Annotated in this window: 2 protein-coding genes; one reads left to right on the forward strand and one right to left on the reverse strand. The window is 67.2% G+C overall.

The features are described from left to right. Positions 1-7: 7 nt before the first annotated feature. On the reverse strand, positions 8-520 hold the full coding sequence (locus QN345_RS19480) for a MarR family winged helix-turn-helix transcriptional regulator (protein WP_134450234.1): 513 nt from the start codon (positions 518-520) through the stop codon (positions 8-10). 39 nt (positions 521-559) lie between these two features. On the opposite strand from QN345_RS19480, the gene QN345_RS19485 reads away from it, so the two are divergent. Continuing rightward, positions 560-943, forward strand: a 384-nt coding sequence (locus QN345_RS19485) for an EamA family transporter (protein WP_323509168.1), incomplete at its 3' end; no start/stop codon positions are given.

Below are 943 nucleotides of genomic sequence, written 5' to 3' on the forward strand. Positions count from 1 at the left end.
GTGATGCTTACGACGGCAGCGGGGATTCGTAGGCGCGCAACCACCGGGTCAGGATCGCCTCGAGCCGGTCACGATCGTCGTCGGAGAGCTGGTCGACCAGGCGTCGCTCATTGTCCATGTGGTCTGCGAACGCGGCATCGATGACGTCGAGGCCGCGGGGGGTGAGCGCGACGACCCGGCGCCGACCGTCTCCGGCGACGTGCCTGCGCACGATCAGTCCGGCCGCCGCCAGCCGGTCGAGTCGCTTGGTCATCGCGCCCGTCGTCACCATCGTATGGTCGGCGAGTTCACGAGGCGCTCGTTCGTAGGGACTGCCGGCGCGACGCAAGGCAGCGAGCACATCGAATTCCCCCTCCCCGAGATCGTGGGCGCGATAGACACTCGCGAGCTCCCCGGTAAGGTGGGCGGCGAGCCGGTGCAGACGCCCGATGACGGCTTGCGGGGCGACGTCGAGATCCGGGCGTTCACGTCGCCATTCAGCCTGGATGCGTGCGACCCGATCCGATGCGTCTTCCGTCATACTGCCACTATACCTTCCATGGAAGTTATAGTAGCTTCCATGGAAACTAAATGGCGCTGGCTGCTCGTCACCGCGATCGCCCCGATCGCCTGGGGATCGAACTACTTCGTCACCCGGCAGTTCCTGCCCCTCGACTATCCGCTATGGGGCAGCACGCTGCGCGCCCTGCCTGCGGGCCTCCTCCTGCTGGCGCTGGCGCGGTCCGTTCCCCGCGGCGCCTGGTGGTGGAAGTCCCTGGTACTCGGGGCTCTGAATGTCGGAGCGTTCTTCGTCCTCATCTACATTGCCTCCCACCTCTTGCCCTCGAGCGTGGCGGCCACGATCATGGCCAGCTCGGCCGGGGTACTCCTGCTCCTGGCCTGGCCGATGCTGTCCGAACACCCGACCTGGACGGCCGCGCTCGGCGCGGGTGCCGGATTCGCC

The organism is Cryobacterium sp. 10I1 (assembly GCF_035019805.1).
GTDB classification, from domain to species: Bacteria; Actinomycetota; Actinomycetes; order Actinomycetales; family Microbacteriaceae; genus Cryobacterium; species Cryobacterium glucosi.

Coding starts and splice junctions, on each gene's coding strand:
- QN345_RS19480 (WP_134450234.1), bottom strand. CDS start 520: ATGACGGAAGACGCATCGGATCGGGTCGCACGCATCCAGGCTGAATGG.